This is a genomic window from Microbacterium rhizosphaerae (genome assembly GCF_034120055.1).
Lineage (GTDB): Bacteria > Actinomycetota > Actinomycetes > Actinomycetales > Microbacteriaceae > Microbacterium > Microbacterium rhizosphaerae.
The window spans coordinates 2816771-2839945 of the sequence record NZ_CP139368.1; the positions used below are offsets into that span (position 1 = coordinate 2816771).

Annotated in this window: 19 protein-coding genes; 9 read left to right on the forward strand and 10 right to left on the reverse strand. The window is 68.7% G+C overall.

The window, feature by feature from the left end:
* Positions 1-12 precede the first annotated feature (12 nt).
* The gene (locus tag SM116_RS12775; protein WP_320941359.1) at positions 13-2862 is read left to right on the forward strand and encodes an aminotransferase; all 2850 of its coding nucleotides are present in this window, start codon (positions 13-15) and stop codon (positions 2860-2862) included.
* Here the strand turns inward: SM116_RS12775 and SM116_RS12780 are convergent, their stop codons facing one another.
* Both SM116_RS12780 and SM116_RS12785 read right to left on the reverse strand, forming a co-directional pair.
* Entirely contained in the window at positions 2863-3327 is a 465-nt protein-coding gene (locus SM116_RS12780) for a DUF3817 domain-containing protein (protein ID WP_320941360.1), read from the reverse strand.
* Between the two features lie 61 nt (positions 3328-3388).
* On the reverse strand, positions 3389-3805 hold the full coding sequence (locus SM116_RS12785) for a MarR family winged helix-turn-helix transcriptional regulator (RefSeq protein WP_320941361.1): 417 nt from the start codon (positions 3803-3805) through the stop codon (positions 3389-3391).
* Between the two features lie 33 nt (positions 3806-3838).
* Between SM116_RS12785 and SM116_RS12790 the strand changes: the two genes are divergently transcribed.
* Both SM116_RS12790 and SM116_RS12795 read left to right on the forward strand, forming a co-directional pair.
* Positions 3839-4951, forward strand: a complete 1113-nt coding sequence (locus tag SM116_RS12790) for a class I SAM-dependent methyltransferase (protein ID WP_320941362.1) — start codon at positions 3839-3841, stop codon at positions 4949-4951.
* Positions 4952-5076: 125 nt separating this feature from the next.
* On the forward strand, positions 5077-6531 hold the full coding sequence (locus SM116_RS12795; RefSeq protein ID WP_320941363.1) for a DUF222 domain-containing protein: 1455 nt from the start codon (positions 5077-5079) through the stop codon (positions 6529-6531).
* Between the two features lie 8 nt (positions 6532-6539).
* On the opposite strand, the gene SM116_RS12800 is transcribed toward SM116_RS12795, so the two are convergent.
* Entirely contained in the window at positions 6540-7031 is a 492-nt protein-coding gene (locus tag SM116_RS12800) for a hypothetical protein (protein ID WP_320941364.1), read from the reverse strand.
* A 275-nt stretch (positions 7032-7306) separates the two neighbouring features.
* Complete coding sequence (locus SM116_RS12805) at positions 7307-7852, reverse strand: hypothetical protein (protein WP_320941365.1); 546 nt, start codon at positions 7850-7852, stop codon at positions 7307-7309.
* A gap of 193 nt (positions 7853-8045) precedes the next feature.
* On the opposite strand from SM116_RS12805, the gene SM116_RS12810 reads away from it, so the two are divergent.
* The 5 genes from SM116_RS12810 (at position 8046) to SM116_RS12830 (ending at position 16426) form a co-directional block, all read left to right on the forward strand.
* Positions 8046-11378 carry a hypothetical protein gene (locus SM116_RS12810; RefSeq protein ID WP_320941366.1) on the forward strand — a complete coding sequence of 1111 codons (3333 nt, stop codon included), beginning with the start codon at positions 8046-8048 and terminating at the stop codon, positions 11376-11378.
* A gap of 8 nt (positions 11379-11386) precedes the next feature.
* Entirely contained in the window at positions 11387-13777 is a 2391-nt protein-coding gene (locus SM116_RS12815; RefSeq protein ID WP_320941367.1) for a fibronectin type III domain-containing protein, read from the forward strand.
* A gap of 17 nt (positions 13778-13794) precedes the next feature.
* Positions 13795-15222: a hypothetical protein gene (locus SM116_RS12820; protein WP_320941368.1), complete on the forward strand. Its 1428-nt coding sequence runs from the start codon at positions 13795-13797 to the stop codon at positions 15220-15222.
* Positions 15223-15340: 118 nt separating this feature from the next.
* On the forward strand, positions 15341-15751 hold the full coding sequence (locus SM116_RS12825) for a hypothetical protein (RefSeq protein WP_320941369.1): 411 nt from the start codon (positions 15341-15343) through the stop codon (positions 15749-15751).
* A 168-nt stretch (positions 15752-15919) separates the two neighbouring features.
* Positions 15920-16426 (forward strand): DinB family protein, encoded by a 507-nt coding sequence (locus tag SM116_RS12830; RefSeq protein ID WP_320941370.1) that lies wholly within the window; start codon positions 15920-15922, stop codon positions 16424-16426.
* A 67-nt stretch (positions 16427-16493) separates the two neighbouring features.
* Here SM116_RS12830 and SM116_RS12835 read toward each other — a convergent pair whose 3' ends face one another.
* The 6 genes from SM116_RS12835 to nrdH all read right to left on the reverse strand — a co-directional run bounded on the left by SM116_RS12835 (position 16494) and on the right by nrdH (position 21559).
* Positions 16494-17108 (reverse strand): TetR/AcrR family transcriptional regulator, encoded by a 615-nt coding sequence (locus SM116_RS12835; protein ID WP_320941371.1) that lies wholly within the window; start codon positions 17106-17108, stop codon positions 16494-16496.
* A 68-nt stretch (positions 17109-17176) separates the two neighbouring features.
* Complete coding sequence (locus SM116_RS12840) at positions 17177-17536, reverse strand: SPW repeat domain-containing protein (protein ID WP_320941372.1); 360 nt, start codon at positions 17534-17536, stop codon at positions 17177-17179.
* Positions 17537-17711: 175 nt separating this feature from the next.
* Positions 17712-18686, reverse strand: coding sequence for a class 1b ribonucleoside-diphosphate reductase subunit beta (gene nrdF / locus SM116_RS12845; RefSeq protein WP_320941373.1), 975 nt, complete (start codon positions 18684-18686; stop codon positions 17712-17714).
* 12 nt (positions 18687-18698) lie between these two features.
* Positions 18699-20834 (reverse strand): class 1b ribonucleoside-diphosphate reductase subunit alpha, encoded by a 2136-nt coding sequence (gene nrdE / locus SM116_RS12850; RefSeq protein WP_320944174.1) that lies wholly within the window; start codon positions 20832-20834, stop codon positions 18699-18701.
* A 20-nt stretch (positions 20835-20854) separates the two neighbouring features.
* A complete protein-coding gene (gene nrdI, locus SM116_RS12855; RefSeq protein ID WP_320941374.1) occupies positions 20855-21292 on the reverse strand; it encodes a class Ib ribonucleoside-diphosphate reductase assembly flavoprotein NrdI in 438 nt (145 codons plus the stop codon).
* Between the two features lie 33 nt (positions 21293-21325).
* Entirely contained in the window at positions 21326-21559 is a 234-nt protein-coding gene (gene nrdH, locus SM116_RS12860) for a glutaredoxin-like protein NrdH (protein ID WP_320941375.1), read from the reverse strand.
* A 399-nt stretch (positions 21560-21958) separates the two neighbouring features.
* Between nrdH and SM116_RS12865 the strand changes: the two genes are divergently transcribed.
* A complete protein-coding gene (locus tag SM116_RS12865) occupies positions 21959-23170 on the forward strand; it encodes an MFS transporter (protein ID WP_320941376.1) in 1212 nt (403 codons plus the stop codon).
* Positions 23171-23175 lie beyond the last annotated feature (5 nt).

Sequence of the window (23175 nt, forward strand, 5' to 3'; positions counted from 1 at the left end):
ACAGAATCAGGTGTGCCCGAGACCGAATCGCTCGTCCAAGCGCCGCCGCCGGAGATCTCACCGGACGAGGCTGCCGATCTCGCCGCCGCACTGTTCGGTGTCACCGGCTCCGCGCGGCCGCTCGGCAGCAACCAGGACCTGAACTTCGTGATCGACGACGGCGTCGCGCCGCGGCTCCTGAAGATCGCCAACCCGGCCACTCCGGCCGCGGAGCTCGAGGCGCAGTCTCGGGCCGCCGCCCGTATCGCCGAGCGCTCCGACGTCCGAGTCCCGATGCCGCACGTCTTCGACGACGGCACCTCGGTGCGGGCCGTGGAGCTCGAGGGCGGCATCGCGCACGCGCGGCTTCTCGACTTCCTGCCCGGGCGGACACTCTCGGGCAGCAGGTACCTCTCCCCCGCGGCCATCCGCGCGATGGGACGGCTGGCGGCATCCGTCGATCTCGCGCTCGCCGGCTTCGCCGACCCGGGCGCCGAGCGGACGAACCAGTGGGACCTCCAGCACGCGCCCGCCGCATTGGCGGCGCTGCTGCCGTCGGTGGCGGACACCGCGCTGCGCGCCCGGCTGCGCTCGACGGCGGAGTCGGCATGGCGCGCGGTCGCCGTGCACGCCGAGTCGCTGCCCCAGCAGGTCATCCACGGCGATCTCACCGACGACAACGTGGTGACGACGGATGGGCGCGTGCCCGACGGCGTCATCGATCTCGGCGACCTCGGGCGCACGTGGCGCGTGGGTGAGCTGGCGATCACGCTGTCGTCGCTCCTGCACCACGACGGCGTCGACCTCCCCGCCGCTCTCGAGGCCGTGCGCGCGTACCACGAGGTGCTGCCGCTGGCCGATGCCGAGCTCGACGTCCTGTGGCCCCTGCTGGCGCTGCGCGCCGCGGTGCTCGTCGCGAGCGCGCACCATATCCTGCTCACCGACCCGGGCAACGAGTACGCCGCGGAGAATCTCGCACACGAGGAGCTCATCTTCGAGGCCGCCGTGTCACTCCCGCTCCCCGTCGCCACGGAGCTCGTCCGGCACGCGGTGGGAGCGGATGCTCCTCCCCTGCGCACGCCGTCAGGACGCCTGATCCGGCCGCGATCCACGCCAGGACTCCTCGACCTCTCCGTCGACAGCGCGCTGCTCGATGAGGGGCGCTGGCTGGATCCGGATGCCGAGAGCGAGCTGCTGCGGGCGGCGACGGCTGAGCACCCCGTCGCGACGCGGTTCGGCGAACCGCGTCTGACCCGGTCCCGTCCGTACGCCCACGACGGGCCGGCGAACGTGCCGCTCGGGCTGGACTTCGCGGTGCCCGAGCCCGTCGCGCTGCAGGCGCCATGGGACGGCGTGGTCGACCTGTCCGGGGATCTCGTCGCCGGCGGCCTGCGCCTCCGCCTTCGTGGTGCGAGCGACGTCGTGGCCGGTCCCGTGCGCGAGGGCGAGGTCTTCGCCGAGGTCGTCGACGTCGTCACGATCTCGCTCGTCGCCGACGGCGTCGACGTCCCCGAGTTCACGACGGCGGCACTCGCCCCGGCCTGGCGCCCGTTCGTCGCCGATCCCTCCCCGCTGCTCGGGCTTCCGCCGGCCGCGATCCGCACGTCCGACGCGGGTCGCCTCCTGCACCGGCGCGAGGAGCACGTCGCCGAGGTGCAGGAGCACTACTTCGACGAGCCGCCGGTCATGCTGCGCGGCTGGCGGGAGCTGCTCGTCGACGAGGACGGCCGCGTCTACGTCGACGCGCTGAACAACGTAACGTCGATCGGGCACGCGCATCCGCTGCTCGTCCACAACATCGCCCGGCAGTGGAGCCTTCTGAACACGAACTCGCGGTTCCACTACCCGCAGATCGCGGAGTTCGCGGAGCGGCTCGCGGGGCTTCTGCCCGACGGGCTCGACCAGGTCTTCCTCGTCAACAGCGGCTCCGAGGCCGTCGACCTCGCCCTGCGCCTCGCGCAGGCGCACACGGGCCGGAAGGACGTCGTCGCCGTGCGCGAGGCGTATCACGGCTGGACGTACCTGACGGATGCCGTGTCGACCTCGGTCGCCGACAACCCGAGTGCGCTCGAGACACGGCCGGAGTGGGTGCACACGGTGGACGCCCCGAACCCGTTCCGCGGGGTGCATCGCGACGACCCGTCGAGGTATGCGGTGGATGCGGTCGCCGAGGTCGAGCGCCTCGCCGACGCCGGCACCCCGCCCGGGGCGTTCCTCGCCGAGACGCTGTACGGCAACGCCGGCGGCGTCGCGCTGCCCGCGGGCTACCTGGAGGCGGTGTACGCGGCCGTCCGCGCGCACGGCGGGGTCGCCGTCGCGGACGAGGTGCAGGTCGGGTACGGCCGGTTGGGTCACTGGTTCTGGGGCTTCGAGCAGCAGGGCGTCGTGCCCGACATCGTCGCGGTCGCGAAGGCGATGGGCAACGGGCATCCCCTCGGCGCGGTCATCACGACGCCGGAGATCGCCGCGTCGTACCGGTCGCAGGGGTACTTCTTCTCGTCGGCCGGCGGGTCGCCGGTCTCGTCCGTCGTGGGACTCACCGTGCTCGACGTCATCCAGTCCGAGGGGCTGCAGCAGAACGCGGCCGAGGTCGGCGGCTACCTCAAGGAGCGGTTGCAGGAGCTCGGCACCCGCCATCCCCTCCTCGCCACCGTGCACGGGTTCGGGTTCTATCTGGGCCCCGAGTTCGCCCGTGAGGACGGGGCGCCCGCGACGGAGGAGACGGCGGCGATCTGCGACCGGATGCGGCGGCTCGGCGTCATCATCCAGCCGACGGGCGACTTCCAGAACGTCCTGAAGGTCAAGCCGCCCATGGTCTTCACACGCGAGAGCGCCGACGCGTTCGTCGACGCCCTCGACCGGGTGCTTTCTACGGGGTGGTGATCACTTCGACCCTCCCGGAGGGCCGACGATGAGCAGCACCGTGAAGAGCGCGACGATGGCGATGAGGATGAGGATGCCGAGCGCCCACGGGCGGCGGAGGAACCACCGCATCCATCGGTCGTACCAGGTGTGGTCCCGCGGGTCGGAGGTCTCCTCGAGACGCCAGGCGCCCTCGAGCCGACGGCTCCGGTGCAGCCAGAGTTCGCTCGGGATGGTGGCGAAGGGGATGACGGCGCTGGCGATCGCGACGGCCGCGGGCCACACCCCCCAGCGCTGGTTCATGGCGACGAGGATCGCCGTCGCGCCGTAGGACAGGAAGACGAAACCGTGGATGCCGCCCGCCACGGTGACGACGAGCGCGTTGCCCGTCGCGGCTCTGGCGATGAGCGCGGCGATCAAGAGCGCCCAGGTGATCGCTTCGGCGACCGACAGCGCACGGAACAGGTTGAGGGGGGTTCGGAACACATCCTTCAGTCTAGCTGAAGGGATTCAGCGATCCTGAAGGTCGCCTGGGTGCGACGGTCGTTCAGACTCCGAACGGCTGCTCGTGCAGGCCTTCGAGGGCGCGCGTGAGGTCTGGCGCTCCGGAGGAGAACGCCGCGTCGAGCGCGGCGAGGCGCTTCTCCGCCTCGGCGAGCACCCGCTCCCCCTTGTCCGTGACGCGCAGGTCGGACGCCGATCCCGCGTGCGCATTCGCGTCGTGGACGAGGGAGTCGTCCTGCAGGGCCCGCACCGCGGTGTGCGCGGTCTGCACGGTGATCTGCGACCGGCGCGCCAGGTCGCTGAACGAGATGCCGGGCGTCGCGTGGACATGCGCGAGGAGACCGTACTTGCGCGTCGTGAGACCGAGATCCTTCAGCGCCGCGCCGAGGCGCGCATCCCACACGGCCGAGACCGTCAGCAGAGCGATGACGGGTCCGAAGGGGCGACGCTCGGGAGGCATGGCTTCATGGTATCCCCGGGATACCGTGGAGCCATGTCCTCTCCCGCCGCGCACTTCGATGCCGACGCCCTGCGACGCTGGCCCGATCTCGAGGGACCGGACCTCCCGGCGATGGATGCAGCGGACCGCCTGATCCTCGAGGAGTGGTCGGCGCTGCGTACCGGATTCGAGGATGTCGTCGTGATCGGCGACGGATACGGCGCGCTGACGCTGGCGGCGGCGGATGCGGGCGCCCACGGCATCCGTGTGCATCAGGACGCCCTCGCCGGCGAGCATGCACTCGCCGCGAATGCTGCTCGGTTCGGGCTGCAGGGGTCTTATCGATCGATGCCGCTCGATGCGTCGCTGGTCGCCGGCGCACGTGTGGTGCTGCTGCGGCTGCCGCGATCGCTCGACGCGCTGCGCGACATCGCGGGCCTCGTCGCGGCGCACGCAGCGCCGGACGTGGTCGTCGTCGCCGGCGGACGCCTCAAGCACATGAGCGTGGCGATGAACGATGTGCTGCGGGAGCGGTTCGCTTCGCTGGATATCTCGCTCGCCCGGCAGAAGTCGCGGGTGCTGATCGCGCGGGGTCCCCACGACGGTGTCGACCCTGTGGCGCGGCGAGCCGTCGTGGACGGGCTCGTCGTCTGCGCCTACGGCGGCACGTTCGCCGGGCCGACGATCGATATCGGAACGCGGTTCCTGCTCGCGTCTCTTCCGGATCGCCTGCCCGACGAGGTGGTGGACTTCGCGTGCGGCACCGGCGTGGTCGCCGCGAGCGTCGCGCTGCGGCATCCGTCGGTCCGCGTGTATGCGTCCGACCAGTCTGCGGCCGCCGTTGCATCCGCCCGCGAGACGGTCGCCGCGAACGGCGTCGCCGATCGGGTGGACGTGGTGCGGGAGGACCTGCTGTCGTCGCGGGCGGACGGGTCGGCTTCGTTCATCGTGCTGAACCCGCCGTTCCACGTCGGCGGAGCGGTGACGGACGACATCGCTCCCCGACTGTTCGCCGATGCCGCGCGCGTCCTGCGCAGCGGCGGGGAACTGTGGTGCGTGTGGAACTCGGCATTGCGATACCGGGCCGCACTGGAGCGGATCGTCGGGCCCACCCGGCAGATCGATCGCAACACGAAGTTCACGGTGACGGCGTCGACTCGGCGCTGACGCGCCGCGGACGGAACCCGGCCGTCGGTTGCGCGCGAGCGAACGCCACGAGGAGCACGAAGGAACGAACGAGTGCGGTCGGATCGCGTGTTGCATGATGAGAATCTATGTTCTAGTGTGGATGCATGTCAAGCGCCGTTAGCTCCGATTCTTCTTCCTCTGGGGAATTCCCGGATGCGGCGCTGCTCGCGCACCTTTTCGACAGCGTTCTGGAGGACCAGTTCGCGGTGAATCAGCGCTCTGCGGCACGGGCCGAGACGCTGGCCGAGCTGCTGTCGTTCGCACGGACCCATCCGCACGTCTACGCCTTCACCGAGGATGCAGACGCGGTCGAGATCGCCGAGCGCGCGATTCTGCGCGACGCCGCCCTGCGGTTCGGCGTCTCCGAGAACACCATCCGGGGCATCGCAGCGACGGCCGAGGCGGCAACGACCAGACTCCCCCGTCTCTGGCGGCGCGCACGCGACGGCTTCGCCGCCTTCGCGCAGGTCGAGGCAGCGGTATCGCTCCTTCCGGTCATCGGCGACGGGCTGGAAGTCTTGGCGGGGTTCGACACCGAACTCGCGGACGCCGTCGTCCGCCTCGGGTCGGCCGGATTCCGATCCTTCGCGCATCGCGTCGCTCGACGGCTCTCGCAGGTGCCCCCGGCGATCCGGCATCAGGACGCCGCGGCCCGACGTCGCGTGATCGTCGATCCGGTCGAGGACGGCATGGCGTGGCTCTCGGCCTACCTCCCCCTCGCCGAGGCCGTGGCGGCGAAGCGCCATCTCACGTCGACCGCGAAGCACGTGGCGAAGACCGACCGGCGCGGCCGCACGCGTGATCAGATCCGGGCGGATCTTCTTTCGTCATGGCTTCGCGGCGAAGGAACCGCGACAGCAGTGAAGACCAAGGTGCTCGTCACCATTCCGGTGTCTGCGCTCTCCGGCGCCGCACGCGCGACGGTGCGAGACCGCCCGCACCGCGGCGCGGGTGGTGGCGCGGGCCCGGATCTGAACGACGGACCACTGCTGGATGCGACGACTCCCCTCGACGACAGCACCGCGGTGACGGCGCTCCTGCGCGAGGGCGCCTTCACCCGCGTCTTCACGGATCCCGTGACGGGAGTCATCCTCGACATGGACCGCAGGTCACGGAAGGCGACACGAGCCCAAGCCGAATGGCTGACGCTCGCCTATTCGACGTGCGCGGTGGATGGATGCGAGCACCCGGCCGCCGAGGCGGACATCGATCACTGGCTCGAGTTCCACGGGCCGCAGCGTGGGCGGACGAACATCGCGAACCTGCATCCGCTGTGCGGGAACGATCACAAACTCGCGAGCCGATCCAGGCTCGTGTACGAGCGTGCCGCTGACGGCGTGGTGCGGGTGCATTCGCCCGCAGAGGCTGTGCCGGTGCCGACGCCGGTGTCGATGCCAGTGCCGGTTCCGGTGCCGGTGCCGGTGTCGATGCCAGTGCCGGTTCCGGTGCCGTCCGAGTCGCCGGAACGTATGGAGGACGACCGCGAGGAGATTCGGCGCATCACATCGGCACTCGCCCGTATCGAGCGGCCGATCTACGGAAGTGAGCCGCCGTTCTGAGGGGCGGGTCAGCAGCCGGGCGCAGTCGGAGCCTCGGCGCAGGTGTGCGCCACCAACGCGGTGTGTGCCTCGTACACCTGGATGCCGGTCGTCATCGGCGCGCTGCGCACCTGCCCGATCACGGCGACCCACCTACCACTACCCCAGTCGACCGCGGCGTCGTACACGACACGGACGGTGACCGCGTAGGACCCGCGCTCCCGATACACGTGGCTCGTGGGGGTGGAGGTGAGCTGAGCTTGACGCAGAGAATCCCAGGATGCGCCACCCGTCGACGTCGTCGATCTCGAGCCGTCGCCGTAGTCGTACTCATACGCGGCGGGCGTGAACCGAACCGCGACGGGATAGTCGAACAGGGTGCCGGTGAGCGCGTGCGTCGGCACGGCGGCGACGAGATTCGTCGGCGCCCCCACGATGCCGACGCCGTCCGGTTCCACCGTGAGGGTGGGCCGCCGCGGGGTGAAGGCAGCGAGGTCCTCGGCATGCGGGGTCGGGAGCACGATGACGCTGTAGGTGTCGCGGCAGGCGATGGTATCGGTGACGCAATCAATGGGGATGGCAGAGGGCGACGGCGTGGGGCGAGGCTTGTTGGTCGTGGTCTTCGTCGGAGTGTTCTGGTGCGCGCCTTCGCGGGAAGCGCCAACGCTAACTGTCGATCCGTCATTGATTGCGTGACAGGTAGATCCCCACATATCGTTTCCACCACTACATTCCGAGGCCGTTAAGTGCCCAGCGCCCGAAACTAGACCAGCCGTCATCGCGACTGCGATGATTGCTACTCGCACGCGGGCGGTCCCTCACGTCCTGCCACTCGTTCAACTCGATACGCGAAGTCGGTCGACCGATCGGCAACAAGGCTAACGGTGACGGTTTGCGTGGGCACGCGGTCAATGTCCACGGCCGATGTGCCGTCAGTATTGGTGAGTCTTACCCCGGATACGTCAACACAGGCGGCCAGGTCAACACGCTCTCGATCAGTCGAAACATCGGACGGCTCAAGAAGCTTGATAATGGATATTCCGTCGATAGTGACCCCGTCTGCGTGATATCTGGAGAGGCCCTTGCGATCCGCTGCATTGGCATCCCCCGTGGTGAGTGCGAAGACAGGCTCGAACGTCTTGGGATCCGCGAGATCGACCTGGTTCAGGGCATCCACGTAGTCCCGATAGACCTTCTCCGCCGCCGCATAGGCGGCGGCGTCACTCGTGAACGCGGGCGTCGGAGTCGAAGGCGTGGCCGCAGGGTGGCCGGAGCATCCCGCCACTCCGAACGCGAGCGCACCGGCGACGACCAGGGCGAGAGCGCGGCGGCGGAACGTCATCCATCCACCCTATGCAAAGCGCATGGACCGCCCCGCCGTTATCCACAGGCACATCCGCGGACGTGGCTGGCGCCGCCGTCTCTTGTATCGGCGCGGGCAGAGGAGTACTCCTTCGGGCAGGGGAAGTTTCTCGAACGGTGGGGCAGACATGGATGCCGACGAGTCGACGCCGAGTAGTGCTGAGAGGAATCCGGTGCAGTGGCGCATCGGCGGATTCGACCTTTTCGTCGACCTCCGGACGGTCCGCCAGGGCAGGCCCGATCCGGTCGACGGCATCGTGCGCGGGGTGTCGGGACGGGGCTGGGTGCGCGTCCCGGGAGCACAGCCGACCGTGCTCGAGCCCTCACCGAAGGGGCGGCGCTTCGTGCACGCCGTCGAAGTCGTCGACCAGGTCGAGCATCCCGACACCGAGGTCGCCGTCGCGGATGCGCAGGCGGTCCGCCCTGGGGCGGCGATCGGCGAGACGGTCACCGTCGCGTTCGACGCCGACGCCGCGCAACTGCGGGGCATCATCGCCGAGGGCGGCAGCGTGACGGGCTGGCTTCGCACCGACCCGCCGACGTCGCTCGTGGCCGTGGAGTTCTCGGACCTCGCCGTCGACGTGGCCCATCACGTCGTCGTCGACGGCTCGGTCACCTACCCCATCGCCGGGCTGCTCCCCCCACCGCTGCAGATCACCATCGCCGGCTTCACCCTCGTCATCTCGAGGTTCGCGATCTTCCCGGTGCGCGGCTTCCGGGCGGATGCGTCGGTGATCCTGCCGTCGGGAGTGACGGATGCCGCCTCCTGCGGCCCCGCGGTCATCGAGCTGGGCAGCATCGCCCTGTCACCCACGGGCGACTACTTCTTCGACGAGCCCGACCGCGGATTCGGACCATGGCTGCTCGGCGACACCGGGATGGTCATCGGCGGGACGGGCTTCACGCTCGACCTCAGCCTCACGGCGAGCGCACCCGGCTGGCCGCCGCCGTGGCGCGGGCTCGTCCTGGTCGACGGCACCGCGACCGGCGAGCAGCATGTCCCCGAACCCTGCAACAGCGGCTACCTGCGCGGAACGTACGCGTTCCACCATGCGACGATCGACGCCACGGGACTGGCGGGACTGCTCGAGCTGACGGCGCCGGTGTCGTTCACGGCGCTCAATCCGTTCGGCCAGCCGTTCACCTTCTCGTCGGGTCAGCTCACCGTGCAGAGCAGCGCGATCGCGTCCGGTGGCTTCGACAACGGACGCACCGACCTGCTGCCGACGGCGGTGCGCGGCAAGAACGGCACGCACACCGTGTCGCTCGACCTCACCGCCGTGAGCGTGCAGCCCGACTACAGCCTGTCGGGCGTGCTCGATGCCGGCGGCACCGCGCTCTCGTGGGGCGAGCTCACGCATCCGGGCGAAGAGGTCCTCGTATGGACGGCGGCGGCCGGGCTCGCCTACCTCTACCTCCCGGGAGGATCGGTCACCTCCTACAGCCCGGTCTCGTCCGGCAGCTTCGTGAATCCCCCGGTCAACAGCGCCCCGGGCAGCACGCTTCCGGCCCTGGCCGCGGGCGCCGTCTCGGGCGTCACGCTGTGCAACTTCACGGACCTCCTGCTGCACACCCCGGATCGGCCCGGCGGGGCGTCCGTCCCATTCGCGCTCGGCCCCGCCTACGGCTGGCTGCGCATCGGCGTCACGGGCGTGGACGGCGAGCTGCGGCGCTTCTCCGCGCCGCTGCGCGAGCCGCTCGGCGACCCGGCAGGCACGGGGTACGTGGGCGTCGACTCGTTCAGCGCAACACTGTTCCAGCAGGACCGCCTCAATCTGCTCGCGGATCTCGTCACGAGCGCAGCCTTCGACTCGCACTTCAGCGGGAGCATCAGCATCCCCGATCCCGTGGACATCGGCCAACTCCCCTTCGCCGAGATGAAGATCACCTCGACCGCGTGTCTCGTCGGCGGCGATGTCGTGCTTCCGCCGGGAGGCATCCCGCTGCCGCGCTGGGGCCTGTCTCTCGTGTCGACCTCGACGACCGGGCAGGCCGGGGTCGTGAGCGTGCGCACGGGCCGCATCCTCTTGACGGCGGCAGGCCTTGCCGAGCCCCTGCACTTCGCTCGCCCGATCGGCCTGACGTGGGGGGAGATCCTCGCCGACGGGCAGATCGGCGACCTGTTCCTCGACTACAACGACTGGGGTCAGCGCTTCGACGGACTCGCCTTCCATCCGCACGAGGTGACCTTGGCCTACCCCTCCGCCACGGAGGCCTACCTGGGAGTGTGGGGATCGGTCACCTTCCCGTTCTTCGGTGCGCATGCCGTCAATGTGCGCGACGGACTCCCCGACCCGGCGCATCCATCGTTCACCCGCTGGGTCACCGTGCCGCACGATCCGATCACCGCACACGCCGGACCCACCGATCTGGCCCTCTCGGGCGTCTGGCACGACAGCCAGGGGTCGGTCGCGATCGACGTCGAGTGCCCCATCGACGTCGGGTACGACGAGACCGTCCAGCGCGGGTTCGCCGGCAGCGGCACCGCCGCGATCGGATGCCTTGGCAACGACGAGCTCCCCACGATCATCACGATCCGCGACGGTGCGAGCGACGTCCGGTTCACCTCGGGTCAGACGCACGATTTCGCGCTGCCGACCGTCGCTCGCCTCGGCGCCATGTCCGAGATCGCGGGAAGCCTCCGGGTCGAGGGCTTCACCGCCTCGAGGATGAACATCTTCGGGATGCTGGAGCAGTCGGCGCAGGTCGGGTGGATCCTCGGCCCCAAGGAGGGCTACGACGTCGAGGTGAACACCGTCGTGACGGCGACCTCGCTCGATTTCTACGCCTCGGGCGACATGCTCCTCGCGGTCGCGCTCACGCAGGTCGAGGCATCGGCCGTCGTGCACCTGCACGTCGACTACGCGGCGCAGACGGCCGAGGGCGAGGTGCTCGGCACCGTCTCGGCGTCGTCCGCGTTCAACGGCCTGCAGGGCAGCGGCCAGCTCACGTGGTTCGTCGGGCCTGGCACGATGTACATGCAGGGCAAGGTCGCCGTCGCGGTGTTCGTCGCGTTCGCGTCGTCCGAGACGCTCGAAGGCGGGTTCTTCGTCGGGTGGAACGCCCCCAACGCCGTCGCGTGGGTGCTCGACACGGGCGATTCGCGCTTCAAGATCTCGCGGTCGATGTTCCCGGCCTCGATCACGGGCGTCTACGGATACGGCCGGGCGTCGTACACCAAGACGTTCGCCTACGTCGCCCAAGCCGGCGTCGACGTCTTCATCGGCGGTGGCGCCTTCCTCGATCCGCTCTCGGGCGGTGCGCCGATCGCTCCGTTCGGAGGCGTGCTGCCCTATGTCGTCGCCGCGTGCGGCATCGGCATCCACGGCGAGATCGCGGGTGGCCTCGTGAGCGCCTCGGCGTGGGCCGAGCTCGCCGTCCGCGGGCCCCTCCCGCTGTACTTCGAGGGCACGTTCGGGCTGTCGGGATGCGTGGCCTGGGTGCTGTGCGCATCCATCACCCTCGCCGCCCGCTACACCGCCGACGGCCTCGAGCTGTCGGACTAGGAGTCGTCATGGTCGACATCGCGCTGTTGCAGGCCACCTCGGACGGTGTCGCCGCCGACGGCACGACGCGCATCGCGCTCCGGTGGGAGTCGGTCGGCGAGGCGATCGGATACCGCCTCCACCGGCGCACGCCGGGCGGCGCATCCGTCGTCCTGGGCGGAGCCGATCCGATCCGGCTCCCGCAATCCGCGACCGAGCTGCGCACAGTGGTGACCCCGGGCACGGTCGAGTGGAACACGATCGCACGCGTCCTGACGGCCGCGCAGTCTCCACCGCCCGCCGATCCCGACGTGCTGGTCGACCCGGGCGCGGTGTTCGACCGGGGACTGACGGACCTCGAGCGCGCGACCCTGCAAGCGGCGTCCCAGGCCGACCTCACCGTCGGTCGCGTCGACGGCATCGCGTACATCGACGCCGATGTGACGGCGGGCCAGGAGTACCTCTACGACCTGATCGCGGTGCGGGCGCAGGGCGGAGACCTGGTGCTGTCCACCGACGTGGCGGTGACCGCGGGCGTCTTCACCCTGCCCGCGCCACCGTCGGGACTCGTGGCGCAGCCCGGCGACCGTCGCGTCCTCGTGCTCTGGAATCGCAATCCCCTCGCTGCGACCTTCGTCGTGCAGCGCGCGAGCGCACCGGGCGGCCCGTATCTGCAGATCGACCCGCAGCCGATCGCATACGACACGACGACGGACATCGACGGCGCCGCGCTCCCCCTGCCGCAGCCCGGATTCCTCGACGTGGGAGCATGGGCCGCCGACGGCTCCCCGACATCCCGGATGGTCGCGGGCACCACCGTCGACGGACCCGATACCGGCATCACGTACTGGTACCGCGTGGCATCCCGCGACACCCTCAACAGGCTCGGGGCGTGGTCGGCTCCGGTCGCGGCGACGCCCGTCAGAAGTCTTCCGCCCCGCGCACCGGACGGGCTGCAGGTGACAGCGACGACGGCGGCGGACGGGCTCGCGCTGCAGTGGAACACCGTCGACCGCAACGTCGAGAACCACTGGCTCGTCGACCAGGGGATCCCCGACACGAGCCAGACCAATCTCGTCTATCGCGCCGACTCCAGGGAGCAGCTCGAGGACCTCGCGAACCTGCCCGCCCTGCTGGTCGCGACGATCCCGAGCGACCCGTACGACGCGACCAACCCGGTGCAGTCCTGGACCGACACGGACCCCGTCCTGATCCCGCCGTATGGCACGAAGCCGTTCTTCTACCGCGTGCGGGTCATGGATGCCGCCGGCATCCTGTCCGCGCCATCCGCCGTCATCGGCGCCGCCGTGCCCGATACGATCCCGCCTGGGCCGTCGACGATCACCGGAGCCGAAGGCAAGGCCGACCGCATCCATGTGGAGTGGAAGCCCAACCCCGAACCCGACGTCGCCGGCTACCAGGTGTGGCGCGGAGTCTGCGACAACGGCTACGTCTACGTGCCCGGAATCTCGCACCTCCCGCCCCAGAAGGGCGAGCAGCCTCCTTCGAAGGAGAGCAGGTACCACTGCGACCTGACTCAGGTCGGAGACATCCCGGTCGGGGACGCGCTCGCCATGATCGCGGCCCACGGCGTCATCGAGTTCGACGACACCACCGTGCCCGCGAACTCCCCGCTCTGCTACGCCTACTGGATCCGCGCGTACGACTTCGCCGGCAACCTCTACCCGGGCGACGTCCACGGATGCCCGAGGCCCGGCGAGTACCTGTGCGCGGGGCTGCGCGAGAAGACGCCGCCGCAGCTGCCGGTGCTGACGGCACTGCGAGCCCGCGACCACGGTGTCGAGCTCGAGTGGATCGGCGCACCCGAGCCCGACCTCCACGCATTCCACATCTACCGGGCCGAGAGCCCGACCGATGCGCCCGAGTTCCTCGCGTGCGTGTTCACCGACGGCACGGTCAGCTCGCTCCCGTGGTCGGGGCTGCCGCTGTCGTGCGCGGCCATCCCGGCCGTGGCCGACCCGCTCTCGGCACACGGCGCCTACGTCGACGCGGACGCCGAGCCCCACCGCATTTTTTGGTACCGCGTCTCGGCGGTCGACTGGCTCGGCAACGAGAGCAGCGCCGGCGACCTCGCCGCGATCCCGGCAGACAGCACCTTCGCCTACGCCAGCACGGTGCCGGCGACGCCGACGATCCTGCCGCAGGCGATGCCGCTACCCGACGGATGCGGGCTCGGCGTCTCCTGGGGTCCCCCGTACGACCCCGCAGCCGTGCAGGGCTTCGTCGTCTTCCGCGCTGCCGCTGGCCAGCCGTTCCGGCAGGTGTCGGGCGTCATCCAGGGCAACGGGTTCGACGACGAGACCGCTCGGCGCGGCGTGGACTACTACTACCGGGTGCAGGCGGTGGATGCGACGGGCGCCCTGTCCGAGCCATCCGCTCCCATGCTGCAGCGGTACTGACGGAGACGAGGCGAAACGTGGGCATCCTCCGGGACTTCGACTACAAGCACGACGGCTTCCCGTTCGCGAACTTCGACACGGACACCCTCGACTGGGACACGTACCGACGGACCTACCTGTCGATCTGGCCGACGAACGACGTCGTCGGCGCGCCGCTCGACGTCGCCTTCTACGCCGCCGCGTTCGAGCACGCCGCGAAACCCGGCCACTGCGTCGGGCTCTCGACACTGGCGATCACGATCTGGCAGCTCGGTGGATGGTTCGGCTTCAGCTCGCCCGCGAGCTTCTACCTGGGACCGCCGGACACCTACCCCCATCCCGGCCCCGAGAGCGACGATCTGCGCCAGGCCGTGCACATCCTCCACGGCCGGCAGTTCGACGCCGGCAACGTGACGGACGTGCTGCAGACCGCGAAGGCCGGTCACATCAACGACGGCATGGCCGCCTACGACCGCGTCGTCGACGGCCTGGCGAGCGGCGACCTGCAGCTCATCTCCATCTCCGACGGGCTCTCCGACGGACACGCCCACTGCCTGCTCCCGTACCGCTGCGAGACCCTGGCATCGGGAGAGCGCGACATCTACGTCTGGGACTCCGTCCGCCCGTACGCCCTGTTCCCCGACTACTATGACCTCGGCTACAACGTCATCCGCATCAACGGCCCCGCCGACTGGACCTACAACCAGAACCCCACCCCCGCCATCAGCGACGCCTACGTCTACGAGGGTGCACACCACGGCTGGCTGTTCGCGTTCTCGTCGACGGCGGTCCGCAACAAGGGAAGCCAGCCCTTCAGCGTCGGCTTCGCGATGTCGGACCTGTCCTACCTCGTGCTGTCCGGGTCGGCGTCGGTCGCGCAGATCGAGGACGACGAGGGCAGGCTGCTCTTCGAGACGGATGCCGCAGGCCGGCCGACAGGCTGGCGCACCACCACAGGGCTCGCGGTCCTCCCCTGGCCCTGGGCGGGCGGATCGGGCTCCGGCTCCGAGCTCTACCTGGTCCACGGTGACGAGACCGCGATCACCGTCCACGTCGACGGCCAGGACTACTCGCTGCAGCTGGCATCCGCCGGGAGGCTCACCGAGGTCGCCCCCCGCGGCGCAGGGCGCGCGACCGACAGCATCCGCATCGAGCGACGTGGCGCGTCGCACGCCCTGGAGCTTCGGACCTCCGCGCGCAGCCGCCGATTCGACGTGCGGCATGTCCACCAGCCGGAGCCGGGAGTGTGGGCAGGCGTGCGGGTGCAGGACGCCCTCGTCACCGACGACGCGGTGCGTGTCGAGCTCGCCGCGACGGCGGACTCCGCCCGGCTCTCCGGCGCACATGCGCGCCGGAAGGTCGACCTCGTTTTCGAGCGCTTCAGCGACGGGAGACTGTCCTCGTCGACGCTGACGGGCGCCCGGTTCGACCGCGATCACCCCCTGATCGCCACGGCTGAGCAGTGAGTGGACGAGTCGGCCGCCGCCGCACCGTGATTCCCGGAGGCGATTCCGGCGGCGAGCCCCGACGCATCGCGCTGCGTCCCCGTGCCGCGTCAGCGTGTGGGACCCCTACGCTGTCGACATGACGGAAACGCCGGCCCCTGCCCACTTCCGCATCCGCTGGGGCTGGTTCGTCGGATGCATCGCGCTCGGACTGGGCGCCATCGCGATCGGCGCCCTCGTGGCTCCCGTCGCCGCTCTGCCGGGCTATATCGCGGGAGTCCTGGCGAACGTGGGGACCACCCTGCTGCTGGTCGGCATCGTGCTGCTGCTCGAGCGGCGGATCGTCGATAGTGCGATTCGCGTGGTCCGCAGCGCCAATGCGCATTCGAACGACGCGATCCGGGCGCAGATCCGGGACCTCGAGGATCGGCTCGCCGCGGAGTGGGAGTCCGCGACCGCCGAGAACATCGCCGAGAAGAAGGCAGAGACCGCACGGGTGGTCGACGAGTTCACCCAGCGGGTCGTGGACGAGGCCACGCCCCACGAGTAGGGACCTGATGGGGATCAGTGCCGGAGCGTTGGTAGCGGTCTTCGCTGCTCTGTTCGTTGTCCTCGTGGTGGTGTTCCTCATCGTTCGACGCAGGCGGTAGTTTCTCGCCGGTCCGGCAAGGGATAACTCCTGTTGCCGTCGCTGGTGGAGCGGGGCAGAGTGTCGCACATGTTCGTGGATGACTTCGCTCAGCACAGCAAGGTGCTGCACATCATGACGGCGGACTTCGCGCGCGCTGTCCCCGACGAGAGGTGGGATTTCACGCCCGTTCCCCCTGGTTCGTCGGGCCGGCCGCCCGCTGCGTCTCGGCTGGGTGACGGATTCGGCCCGTTCTCCAAGCAACTCCGACACGTTGTGTGCGTGCGCGGCGTGCACAACGACGCGTTGGCCACCGGCAAGCTCGACTGGTCGAAGAAGCATGAGCACTACACCGGCCCGCTGGAACGCGAGCCCCTTCTGGACGCGCTCGAGCACGAGCAGCAGGAGCTGTTGTCTCTCTTGGCCGAAGCCCATCCCGAGATCACCATCGACTGGGACGGCTTCCCCTTCTCGCTGGCGATGTTCGCCGGCGACTTCGTTCAGCACGAAGCCATCCATCACGGCCAGTGGAGCGTCTACGCCGCCGTCGCCGGCTTCGATACGCCGCTGAGCTGGCGCCAGTCCTGGAAGCTGTAAGCGCGGCGCAACCGGCATCGGGGCTGCTGACGATTCGGTGACGCCGGAGCAGGCTCGTCCGAGTCCGTCAAGCGTCATCTCGCAGGCCGGCCGAGATCAGGTCGGCGAGTGTGGGCAGGTCGGCGGGATCTGACGGATCGATGTCCGCGTCTGACGCGACATGAGTCGTGCCGCCATCCATTGCGGTGTGGTGGTCATGCAAGGTCGGGGTCGTGAGGATCGCGACCCAGGCGGTGGCGGCAGCGCGGAGCCGGTGGGCGGCGATCGGATGACGGGTGCTCGCGCGCAGCACCTGCTCGACGAGGTTCTGCAGCTGACGGCGATAGTCGTGCAGACTCGCGTGCACCTCGGGATGCGTGCGCTGTTCGCGCCAGACGATGACGCGCCGCACGGCTGACTCCGCCTGCAGGCGGCGCAGCATATGCGAGATGTTGAGCAGTGCACGCGCGGGGTCTCCACGCGCGATGAGTGCGGTGGTGTCGATGGGATCGAGCTCGAGCCGCTCTCCGACCAATGCGCGAAGGAGGTCCGTCTTGCTGGGGAAGTAGTAGAAGAGCAGCCCCTTGGGCACGCCGGCGGAATCGGCGATCGCCGCTGTCGGCGTGGCATCGAAGCCGCGCTCGGCGAACAGGCGCTCAGCCGCATCCAGGATGAGTGCCCTGCTCTCCCGGCTTCTGGTCAAGACGGCATCCTCACACGCGCGACTGGGACGGCGGCCTCAGCCGTCGCCCCGGTCTCTCGAACGATGAGTCAATGCGGGAGGGTGCGATCGTGCGCGTGCATGGCCGGTCTGATGGCGATCGCCGCGACGATCGCCGCGACGGCGCCGCCGATCCAGCTGACCCACGCGGGACCCATGTTCGCTCCGCTCGCGTACTGGCCGATCCACGGCGCGATGGCGAGCAGGATGCCGAGCGCCAGCTGCACGTATTCGGTGGCGACGAGGCCGGGCATGGCCAGGTTCACGACACCGGAAGCGATCAGCAGGATGCCGAGCGTGAGCATCCAGGCCATCGAGGCGCCGACGTGCGGCATCACGAACGTCGACAGTGCGACCACGAGGCCGACGCCCACGGCGACCCAGTCCTCCCAACGCATCCATTTCTTCATTCGACTCTCCCTCCTTCGAAAGGTGATGGCTCCCGATCCGGGGGTCGCCTCAACGATAGATCTGACTGACCGCCCGGTCAACTGGGAGAGATGGCACGAAAGAGGCCCGGACCTGCAGAATTCTGCGGGTCCGGGCCTTTCAGCCGCCCTTGCGGTCGGTGCAGTCCGGGAACTCCTAGAAGTCCCAGTCCTCGTCCTCCGTCGCGACGGCCTTGCCGATCACGTACGACGAACCGGACCCCGAGAAGAAGTCGTGGTTCTCGTCCGCGTTCGGAGACAGCGCCGAGAGGATCGCCGGGCTCACGTCCGTGACGGTCGACGGGAACATCGCCTCGTAGCCGAGGTTCATGAGCGCCTTGTTCGCGTTGTAGTGCAGGAACTTCTTGACGTCCTCGGTGAGGCCGACGCCGTCGTAGAGGTCCTGCGTGTACTGCACCTCGTTGTCGTACAGCTCGTAGAGCAGCGAGAACGTGTAGTCCTTGAGGTCCTGGCGCTTCGCCTCGTCGACGAGCTCGAGACCCTTCTGGAACTTGTACCCGATGTAATACCCGTGCACGGCCTCGTCGCGGATGATGAGGCGGATCATGTCGGCCGTGTTCGTGAGCTTCGCGCGGCTCGACCAGTGCATCGGCAGGTAGAAGCCCGAGTAGAAGAGGAACGACTCCAGCAGGGTGGATGCCACCTTGCGCTTGAGCGGCTCGTCGCCCCGGTAGTACTCCATGACGATGTGCGCCTTGCGCTGCAGGTTCTCGTTCTCGATCGACCAGCGGAAGGCCTCGTCGATCTCCTTCGTCGAGCACAGCGTCGAGAAGATCGACGAATAGCTCTTCGCGTGCACCGACTCCATGAACGCGATGTTCGTGTACACGGCCTCCTCGTGCGGCGTCACCGCATCCGGGATCAGCGAAACGGCGCCGACGGTCCCCTGGATCGTGTCCAGCAGCGTCAGGCCCGTGAACACGCGCATCGTCAGCTGCTGCTCCTCGGGCGTCAGCGTGTTCCACGACTGGATGTCGTTCGACAGCGGCACCTTCTCGGGCAGCCAGAAGTTGCCGGTCAGCCGGTTCCACACCTCGACGTCCTTCTCGTCCTCGATGCGGTTCCAGTTGATCGCCTGGACCTTGTCCAGCAGCTTGAGCTTCTCAGTCATGTCCGTCTTCCCTTACAGCGTGCAGCTGACGCAGCCTTCGACCTCGGTGCCCTCCAGCGCCATCTGGCGGAGGCGGATGTAGTAGATCGTCTTGATGCCCTTCTTCCAGGCATAGATCTGGGCCTTGTTGATGTCACGGGTCGTCGCCGTGTCCTTGAAGAACAGCGTCAGCGACAGACCCTGGTCGACGTGCTGCGTCGCCGCGGCGTACGTGTCGATGACCTTCTCGTAGCCGATCTCGTACGCGTCCTGGTAGTACTCCAGATTCTCGTTCGTCATGAACGGCGCCGGGTAGTAGACGCGACCGAGCTTGCCTTCCTTGCGGATCTCGATCTTCGATGCGATCGGGTGGATCGAGCTCGTCGAGTTGTTGATGTACGAGATCGACCCGGTCGGCGGGACGGCCTGCAGGTTCTGGTTGTAGATGCCGTGCTTCTGGATGGATGCCTTCAGCTCGACCCAGTCCGACTGCGTGGGGATCGCGTGGCCGGCGAACAGCTCCCTGACCTTCTCGGTCTGCGGGGCCCACTCGGCGTCGATGTACTTGTCGAAGAACTCGCCGCTCGCGTACGTCGAATCCCAGAACCCGTCGAACACCTGCCCGCGCTCGATCGCGATGCGGTTCGACGCCGACAGCGCGTGGAAGAGCACCGTGTAGAAGTAGATGTTCGTGAAGTCGAGGCCCTCCTCCGACCCGTAGTGCACGTGCTCGCGGGCGAGGTAGCCGTGCAGGTTCATCTGGCCGAGGCCGATCGCGTGCGAGCGGTCGTTGCCGTCCTCGATCGAGCGGACGGACTGGATGTGGCTCTGGTCGCTGACCGCAGTCAGGGCGCGGATGGCGGTGTCCACGGTGCGGGCGAGGTCGCCGCCATCCATCGCCAGCGCGATGTTCAGCGAGCCCAGGTTGCAGGAGATGTCCTTGCCGATCTGCGCGTACGAGAGGTCCTCGTTGTACGTCGTCGGGGTGTTCACCTGCAGGATCTCGGAGCACAGGTTCGACATGTTGATCCGGCCCTTGATGGGGTTCGCCCGGTTCACGGTGTCCTCGAACATGATGTACGGGTAGCCCGACTCGAACTGGATCTCGGCGAGCGTCTGGAAGAACTGGCGCGCGTTGATCTTCGTCTTCTTGATGCGCGGGTCGTCGACCATCTCGCGGTACTTCTCGCTCACCGAGATGTCGCCGAACGGCACGCCGTAAACGCGCTCGACGTCGTACGGCGAGAAGAGGTACATGTCCTCGTCGTTCTTGGCGAGCTCGAACGTGATATCCGGCACCACGACGCCGAGCGACAGGGTCTTGATGCGGATCTTCTCGTCCGCGTTCTCGCGCTTCGTGTCGAGGAACCGCATGATGTCGGGGTGGTGCGCGCTGAGGTACACCGCACCGGCGCCCTGACGGGCGCCGAGCTGGTTCGCGTAGCTGAAGCTGTCTTCGAGCAGCTTCATCACCGGGATGATGCCGCTCGACTGGTTCTCGATCTGCTTGATCGGCGCGCCGGACTCGCGGATGTTCGACAGCAGCAGCGCCACGCCGCCGCCGCGCTTGCTCAGCTGCAGCGACGAGTTGATGCCGCGAGAGATCGATTCCATGTTGTCTTCGATGCGCAGCAGGAAGCACGACACGAGCTCGCCGCGCTGCGCCTTGCCGGTGTTGAGGAACGTCGGCGTCGCGGGCTGGAAGCGCCCCGCGATGACCTCGTCGACGAGCGCCTCGGCGAGCTTCTGATCGCCGGCCGCCAGACCGAGCGCCGTCATCACGACGCGGTCCTCGAAGCGCTCGAGGTAGCGCTTGCCGTCGAAGGTCTTCAGCGTGTAGCTCGTGTAGTACTTGAACGCGCCGAGGAACGTCTCGAAGCGGAACTTCTTGCCGTACGCGCGCTCGTTGAGCCGCTGGATGAACTCGAACGGGTACTGCTCGAGGACGGCCGGCTCGTAGTACTCCTTCTCGACGAGGTAGTCGAGGCGCTCCTTGAGCGAGTGGAAGAACACGGTGTTCTGGTTCACGTGCTGGAGGAAGTACTCCCGCGCCGCCCGCTTGTCGGCGTCGAACTGGATCCTCCCGTCGGCGTCGTACAGGTTCAGCATCGCGTTGAGCGCGTGGTAGTCCATGCCCTCGTAGCGCGCATCCGTCTTGAAGTCGAGCATGGCCTTGTCCTCGGGCGCTGTCACTGCTGCTTCCACCATCGTTCCAATCCGTCGCTCACGCGATCGACATCATGCGGCGTGCCGAAGAGTTCGAGCCGGTACAAGTGCGGCACATGGCACTTGCGGCTGACGATGTCTCCGGCGAGGCAGAAGTGCTCGCCGAAGTTCGTGTTTCCCGCGGAGATGACTCCGCGGATGAGACGTCGGTTCCGTTCGTCGTTGAGGAACCGGATGACCTGCTTGGGGACGGCGCCCTTCTCCTCGCCGCGGCCCTGTCCTCCGCCGTACGTGGGCGTCACGAGGACGAAGGGCTCGTCGACGACGAGAGGCTGCTCGTCACCCCTGATGGGGATGCGCACCGCGCGCATGCCCAGCTTCTCGATGAACCTCGCCGTGTTGCCCGACACGCTCGAGAAGTACACGAGCAGCGGCGCGGACGTCATGACCGGCGTGCGCATTGCTCGCCCCGCTTCCTGAGCTCCGTCGAACGGCTACGCCAATCGAGCCGCGAGCTCGTCGATCTTGTCGGGACGGAAGCCCGACCAGTGGCCGTCGTCGGTGATCACGACGGGAGCCTGCAGGTACCCCAGGGCCTTCACCTGCTCGAGGGCGTCGGGGTCCTGCGAGAGGTCGTGGACCTCGTATTCGATACCCTTCGAGTCCAGTGCGCGGTAGGTCGCTGTGCACTGCACGCAAGCGGGCTTTGTGTAGACCGTGATCGCCATGTCGACGTGTTCTCCCCTCGTTCGGTCTGATCTTCCGGCTTTTCCCCCGCCGGAGCACCAATACTACATATGGGTACGGACACTGGGAAGCACCACAAGGGCTAGTAGTTACATCCGTGTAGTTTTCCACCGTCCTCCCCATGTACAACACAGGTTGTCCACCGTTTCATCCACAACCACCCCATCTCGTCGCGACGCGGGATTCCGCCGATCCGGGGCCTCGAAAGCACCCCCGGAGGCCGTCATCCACAGGTGTGGACGGTACGCCGGGGTGCCGACATCCGATTTCGCGCTTCCGTGCACGCCCGGCGTGTCGCGCAGCCCCCGCCGTCCGCGCTGACGTCTGCGCCGCCGCCGGCGCTGTCGCGATTCAGCACCGCCCCGCGATAGCCTCGAGGGATGGCGGGCTACCGGGACCTCGTGCGCACTCCCGGGGTCCTTCGCATCATCGCCGCACAGCTGACCGCCCGCTTCCCGAACGGCATGACGAGCCTCGTCATCCTGCTGCACGTCGAGGGGATCACAGGCTCCTACGGCGCCGCCGGCACCGTGCTGGCGGCCGCGTCGATCGGCCAGGCCCTGGCGGGACCCGTGACGAGCCGCCTCATGGGCCGGTTCGGGATGCGCCGCGTCATCGCCCTGACGACGCTGGTCTGCGCCGCGGCCCTGACGGCGATGGCCTTCTGGATCGCGCCGCTGTACGTGTACATCGTCCTGGGCTTCATCGCGGGCCTGACGACGCCTCCGATCGTCGCCGCGGCCCGCACGATCTACCCGAAGCTCGTGACGTCGAGGCAGCTGACGGCGCTCTACTCCCTGGACGCGTCGCTGCAGGAGATCATCTGGATCATCGCGCCCGTCCTGATCACCGTCACGGCGACCCAGTTCGGCACGACCCAGGGCCTCATGCTCGTCGTCGTCATCCTGATCGGCGGCTGCAGCTGGTTCGTCCTGTCCCCCGAGGTCGGGCGCGTGCGCATCCCGCCGAGCAAGCGGGCGTTCGGCAAGGTGCTGAGCCGTCCGCCGGTGCTGCTGGCCGCGATCATCGGGTTCCTCTTCATCGGATCCTTCGCGGCGGTGGAGGCGAGCGTGGTCGCGACCTTCAACCACGAGGGCCTCGACGCCGGCATCGTGCTCGCCGTGTTCTCGATCGGCAGCCTCATCGGCGGCTTCGCCTTCGGCCACCTGCCCATGGGCCCGTGGGCCATGGCGCGCCGCCTCACCGTGGTCGCGATCGGCCTCGCCCTCGCGAGCCTGTGGCTGAACGTCTGGTGGATCAGCGTCACCCTCTTCGCCGCAGGGATCGGCATCGCGCCTGCTCTCGCCGTCGGCTCGGCCATCACCACCGCGAGCGTCAAGTTCAGCGACACCGCCGAGGCGTTCGGCTGGACGGGCACGGGCCAGCTCATCGGCGCCGCCGTCGGCTCGGCCGTCGCCGGGTTCCTCATCGACATCACGGGCGGTCCGGCCGCCGGCTACTGGGCCGCCACGGCCCTCTGCGCGCTCGCCCTCGTCGTCGCGGTGGTGTTCGTCCGGTCGATGCCCGACCTCCGGGTGCGCGGCGCTGCGCCTCTGCCTGACACGGACGTCATCCGCACCGTCACGCCGTAGAGTCG

Bases quoted from the DNA above. Each gene is read 5' to 3' on its own strand.
- SM116_RS12785 (WP_320941361.1), bottom strand. From the start codon at position 3,805: ATGCCTCCCGAGCGTCGCCCCTTCGGACCCGTCATCGCTCTGCTGACG.
- SM116_RS12790 (WP_320941362.1), top strand. From the start codon at position 3,839: ATGTCCTCTCCCGCCGCGCACTTCGATGCCGACGCCCTGCGACGCTGG.
- SM116_RS12795 (WP_320941363.1), top strand. From the start codon at position 5,077: ATGTCAAGCGCCGTTAGCTCCGATTCTTCTTCCTCTGGGGAATTCCCG.
- SM116_RS12805 (WP_320941365.1), bottom strand. From the start codon at position 7,852: ATGACGTTCCGCCGCCGCGCTCTCGCCCTGGTCGTCGCCGGTGCGCTC.
- SM116_RS12815 (WP_320941367.1), top strand. From the start codon at position 11,387: ATGGTCGACATCGCGCTGTTGCAGGCCACCTCGGACGGTGTCGCCGCC.
- SM116_RS12825 (WP_320941369.1), top strand. From the start codon at position 15,341: ATGACGGAAACGCCGGCCCCTGCCCACTTCCGCATCCGCTGGGGCTGG.
- SM116_RS12830 (WP_320941370.1), top strand. From the start codon at position 15,920: ATGTTCGTGGATGACTTCGCTCAGCACAGCAAGGTGCTGCACATCATG.
- SM116_RS12840 (WP_320941372.1), bottom strand. From the start codon at position 17,536: ATGAAGAAATGGATGCGTTGGGAGGACTGGGTCGCCGTGGGCGTCGGC.
- nrdF (WP_320941373.1), bottom strand. From the start codon at position 18,686: ATGACTGAGAAGCTCAAGCTGCTGGACAAGGTCCAGGCGATCAACTGG.
- nrdE (WP_320944174.1), bottom strand. From the start codon at position 20,834: ATGCTCGACTTCAAGACGGATGCGCGCTACGAGGGCATGGACTACCAC.
- nrdI (WP_320941374.1), bottom strand. From the start codon at position 21,292: ATGCGCACGCCGGTCATGACGTCCGCGCCGCTGCTCGTGTACTTCTCG.
- nrdH (WP_320941375.1), bottom strand. From the start codon at position 21,559: ATGGCGATCACGGTCTACACAAAGCCCGCTTGCGTGCAGTGCACAGCG.
- SM116_RS12865 (WP_320941376.1), top strand. From the start codon at position 21,959: ATGGCGGGCTACCGGGACCTCGTGCGCACTCCCGGGGTCCTTCGCATC.